This is a genomic window from Microbispora sp. NPDC049633, assembly GCF_040675265.1.
In the GTDB taxonomy this organism is placed as follows: domain Bacteria; phylum Actinomycetota; class Actinomycetes; order Streptosporangiales; family Streptosporangiaceae; genus Microbispora; species Microbispora maris.
In genome coordinates, this window is the sequence record NZ_JBFAOO010000355.1 from 1 (window position 1) to 3,792 (window position 3,792).

Here is a 3,792-nt window from a genome sequence, read left to right on the forward strand (position 1 = left end):
CCGCGCGGGTCCGGGCGGTCTCCGCGTGAAAGCCGGGCGTGAACAGCGCCCCGAACGAGAAGAACGGCACGAGCGCGAACGCGACGGCGAGCGCCAGCAGCGCCCATACCCGCAGGAACACTCCGGGCCTTCCGGGAGAACGCGAGGCCGCCCGCTGCGCGCCGTCGATCCCGGCGGCGAAGACCACCGCGACGACGAAGGCCGTGTAGTGGTACCGCGGCGTCCACCAGTTCGGGTAGGTGCTGGCGAGCATGCGTTCCAGCAGCGGCGGCAGCAGAGCGAGGCCCAGCGGGGACAGCACGGCGGTGAACAGCACGGGAGTCAGCGTCAGCACGAGTGTCCGCAGCTTCAGCGGCGGGTCGGCGAGCAGCGCGGCGACGTCGCCCGGGCGTGTGACGGCACGCACCACGGCCCGGGGGAGGTCCGGGCCAAGCGTCCAGTACGCCCAGTAATAGTCGGCTCTGCCCCCGAAGCGCGGGATGAGAATGCCCGTCGCCACCAGGGTCGCGGCGGTTCCGCCCGCGACGAGCAGCGCCCCCGCGACGCGGTCGCGGCGACGGGTGAGGAGGAACAGCCCGAACCCGGCCAGCAGCAGGCCCATGTCCTCCTTGACCAGGAGAAGGGCCAGCCCCGCGAAGAGCGCCGCCCGCCTGCGCCCGGCCTGGTACCGCTCCAGCATGGCCGCCGTGAGCAGCGGCACGAACGCCACCTCGTGGAAGTCGAAGGCCACGGCCTCGGCGATCGGCCACGACAGGGCGTAGGCGATCGCAACCGGATGGGCCACGCGCCGTCCGGCCGTGACCGCCGCGGAGGCGCGGTAGGCGTACGCCCACACGAACGGGATCGACAGCGCGAGGAGAACGGCCTGCGCGACGAGCAGGGTCGCGGGCCCGTCGTGGATCCGGTACAGCGGCGCCAGCAGCGCGAGCGCCGGAGACCAGTGGTCGCCGAGCACGCAGAACCCCGGCCCGAACCCGTTGTGCACCCCTTTCAGCATCGAGACGGGCGGCTGGAGGCGCGCGTACGAGCGGACCGCCTGGTCGAATATCACCAGGTCGTAGGCGCCCGCCCGGAAACGCGCCAGCCTCAGGCACGAGTAGAACGCGTAGAGCGCCGCCGCCGCGACGGTGAGGGCGCCGACGAAGGCGAGGTCCGCGCCGCTCCACTTCCCGTCGGGACAGTCTGCGGCGGCCCGGCTCCCTCCGGTCCGTTCTCGGGCGCCGCGGCCCCGGTCGGCGAGGTCTCGACCCCGCGCCCGCGACGGCCGTGCGACCATCCAGGTGACAATCCGCGCGATCCCGGGCATTCGTGTCGTCCGCTTCCGCCTGCTTTCCGCGCAGGTTATCGGCGGCGCCGCCGCATGGACCGGGACCGCCGCCCCGTTTCCCCTCATCGGCCGGCAAAACTCCGGCCCGCCTCACCGGTGCGGCGTCAGGACGGAGAACCAGCGGCCGGCCTCGCTCCACACCTCCGCCGGGCGGAAGCCGTTGCGCCCGGCCAGCGGGCCGATGTCCGACACGCTGACCCGCGCCCAGGCGAACCACGCGGTGGCTCTGCCCTCCCGGCGCAGCCGGACCCGCTCCGAACGGGTCGCGGTGCCGGGCGGATCGAGCTCGGCGACGACCTCGCCGCCGGGCCGCAGCAGCTCGCGGACCCGCCGCAGCAGGGCGTCGGGGTCGCCGCCGATGCCGATGTTGCCGTCGGCCAGCAGCACGGTGCCCCAGCGGCCGGCGCCGGGTACGTGACCGAAGACGTCACGGCACAGGGCCCGCCCGCCGGCGAGGCGGGTGAGCCGGACGGCCCGGGGAGTCACGTCGATGCCGAGCGCCCGCACCCCGCGCCTCGTCAGCGCCACGGTCAGCCGCCCCGGTCCCGAACCCACGTCGAGCGTGGGGTCGGCGCAGCGGGCGAGCATGGCCTCGTCCCCCTCCGCGCCGTCGATCCACCGCCGCGCCTCCAGCGGCCACGTCCCGCCGTCCGCCGACTCGACCTCGACCCGCGCGCCGTCCAGCGACTCCGCGTACAGGGGCCCGATCACGCGGGGACGTCCGTGCCGAGGGCCGCCAGCGCCGCCGCGAACCGCGAGGAGGGGGCCAGCGCGGCCACCGCGCGCGCGTCGGCGGCGGTGTCCACGTCGGTCAGTTCGGGCAGCAGGGCGGCCCGCACGCCCGCGGCGCGGATCCGCTCCAGCAGCAGCGGCCCGGTGTCGGGCCGGGACATCGGCAGCCCGGCCAGCAGGGCGGGGTCGGGCCTGCGCTGCCCGAGCAGCCAGAACCCGCCGTCGGCGGCCGGGCCGACCACGACCTCGTGCTCGCCCAGCAGCCGCCCCGCCTCGGCCAGTAGAGCGGGAGTGACCTGCGGGGTGTCCATGCCGATCAGCACGGACGGGACGGGCAGGGCCGCCCAGGCGTCGGCGAAGGCGGCGGCCAGCCGTGCGGCCAGGTCGTCGCCCCGCTGCGCGACCACGTCGTACCCCGCGGGCAGCCACGGCCCAGGCTCGCCGAGCAGGGCCAGCACCCGGCGCGCGGCGGGGGCGGCGGCGACGGCCGCCAGGGTGTCGCGCAGCGCCGCCTCCGCGAGCGCGGCGGCCTCCCGCGCGGTGTACGGCGGCGTGAGCCGCGTCTTGACCGCCCCCGGCACGGGCGCCTTGGCGATGACGACGAGCTGCGCCGTGGCCTCGCTCTTCACGCCGCCCGCCACATGTCCCGGACGGTCCTGACGGTGCCGCGGACGGTCCCGGTCACCTTGGACCGGCCCACCCTCGGCAGGTAGTCCACCTCGACCTCGCCGACGCGCCAGCCCGCCTCGCTCGCCCGCAGCACCATCTCCAGCGGATAACCGAACCGCCGGTCCCGCAGGTCCAGGGCGAGCAACGCCGTACGGCGGGCCGCCCGCATCGGGCCGAGGTCGTGCAGCGGGGCGCCGGTGCGGCGGCGCAGCCGCCAGGCGAGCACCCGGTTGCCCAGCCGGGCGTGCGCGGGCCACGCCGACCCGGTGACGGGCCTGCGGCGGCCCAGCACGAGGTCGGCGGCGCCGCTCACCACCCCCTCCGCGACGTACGGCACCTGCCGCGGGTCGAGGGAGGCGTCGGCGTCCATGAAGCACACGACGGGGGCGGTCGCCGCGGTGAGGCCCGCGTGGCAGGCGGCGCCGAAGCCCGGCCGCGGCTCGGTCACCACGAGCGCGCCGTGCCGGGCGGCGACCTCGGCCGACCCGTCCGTGGACCCGTTGTCCACCACGATGGCGCGGCAGCCGTCCGGCATCCGGCCGAGCACCCAGGGCAGCGCCGCCGCCTCGTCGAGGCAGGGAAGCACCACATCGATCTGCATGCCGCAGAAGCTAGGGCCGCCGGTGCCGCGCAGTTCTTACGAAGTGACTACGGCGGGGTCCGGAGGCCGCCGGCGAACCTAGCCTGTGGGCCGTGACGACACGACAGCGGGCACTGGCGGCCTGGGCGGCGCTGGTGGCGGGCGCGTTCGCGGCGGGCGGCCTGCTGCACGCCCGCGGCGTGCTGCGCATCGACCACCTCCCGCCGCTGCACGCGCTGGCGCGCCTGCCCACCGCCGCGCTGCTCCCGGCGGCGGCCTTCGCCGTGGTCGCGGTCCCGGTGCTGCCCCGGCTGACCGCGCATCTGCCGATGCGCGCCGCACTGGCGGCGGCCTTCGCCGCGTCGCTCGCCTGGACGGTCCTGCTGGCCGTGTCGGGGGAGGGGCTCGCGTGGCCGTTCACCCACCCCCAGGAGTACCTGGCCTGGATAGGCGCCGTGTGCTTCTACCCCCTGGTCTGGCTGGC

At 76.3% G+C, this 3,792-nt stretch carries 5 protein-coding genes; 1 reads left to right on the forward strand and 4 read right to left on the reverse strand.

Features of this window, described 5'->3' with window-relative positions; translation table 11 throughout:
• From AB0J39_RS38665 to AB0J39_RS38680, 4 genes are all read right to left on the reverse strand, one after another.
• Positions 1-1,276: DUF2079 domain-containing protein (locus AB0J39_RS38665; protein WP_363474060.1), on the reverse strand; the 1,276-nt coding region annotated here is incomplete at its 3' end.
• A 141-nt stretch (positions 1,277-1,417) separates the two neighbouring features.
• Positions 1,418-2,038, reverse strand: a complete 621-nt coding sequence (locus AB0J39_RS38670) for a methyltransferase domain-containing protein (RefSeq protein WP_363474062.1) — start codon at positions 2,036-2,038, stop codon at positions 1,418-1,420.
• Positions 2,035-2,688: a TIGR04282 family arsenosugar biosynthesis glycosyltransferase gene (locus AB0J39_RS38675; RefSeq protein WP_363474064.1), complete on the reverse strand. Its 654-nt coding sequence runs from the start codon at positions 2,686-2,688 to the stop codon at positions 2,035-2,037. The genes AB0J39_RS38670 and AB0J39_RS38675 overlap by 4 nt, the downstream gene beginning before the upstream one ends.
• Positions 2,685-3,329 carry a glycosyltransferase family 2 protein gene (locus tag AB0J39_RS38680; RefSeq protein WP_182905429.1) on the reverse strand — a complete coding sequence of 215 codons (645 nt, stop codon included), beginning with the start codon at positions 3,327-3,329 and terminating at the stop codon, positions 2,685-2,687. Before AB0J39_RS38680 ends, AB0J39_RS38675 begins: the two co-directional genes overlap by 4 nt.
• Before the next feature lie 92 nt (positions 3,330-3,421).
• Between AB0J39_RS38680 and AB0J39_RS38685 the strand changes: the two genes are divergently transcribed.
• A partial coding sequence (locus AB0J39_RS38685; protein ID WP_363474066.1) for a hypothetical protein occupies positions 3,422-3,792 on the forward strand: 371 nt, incomplete at its 3' end.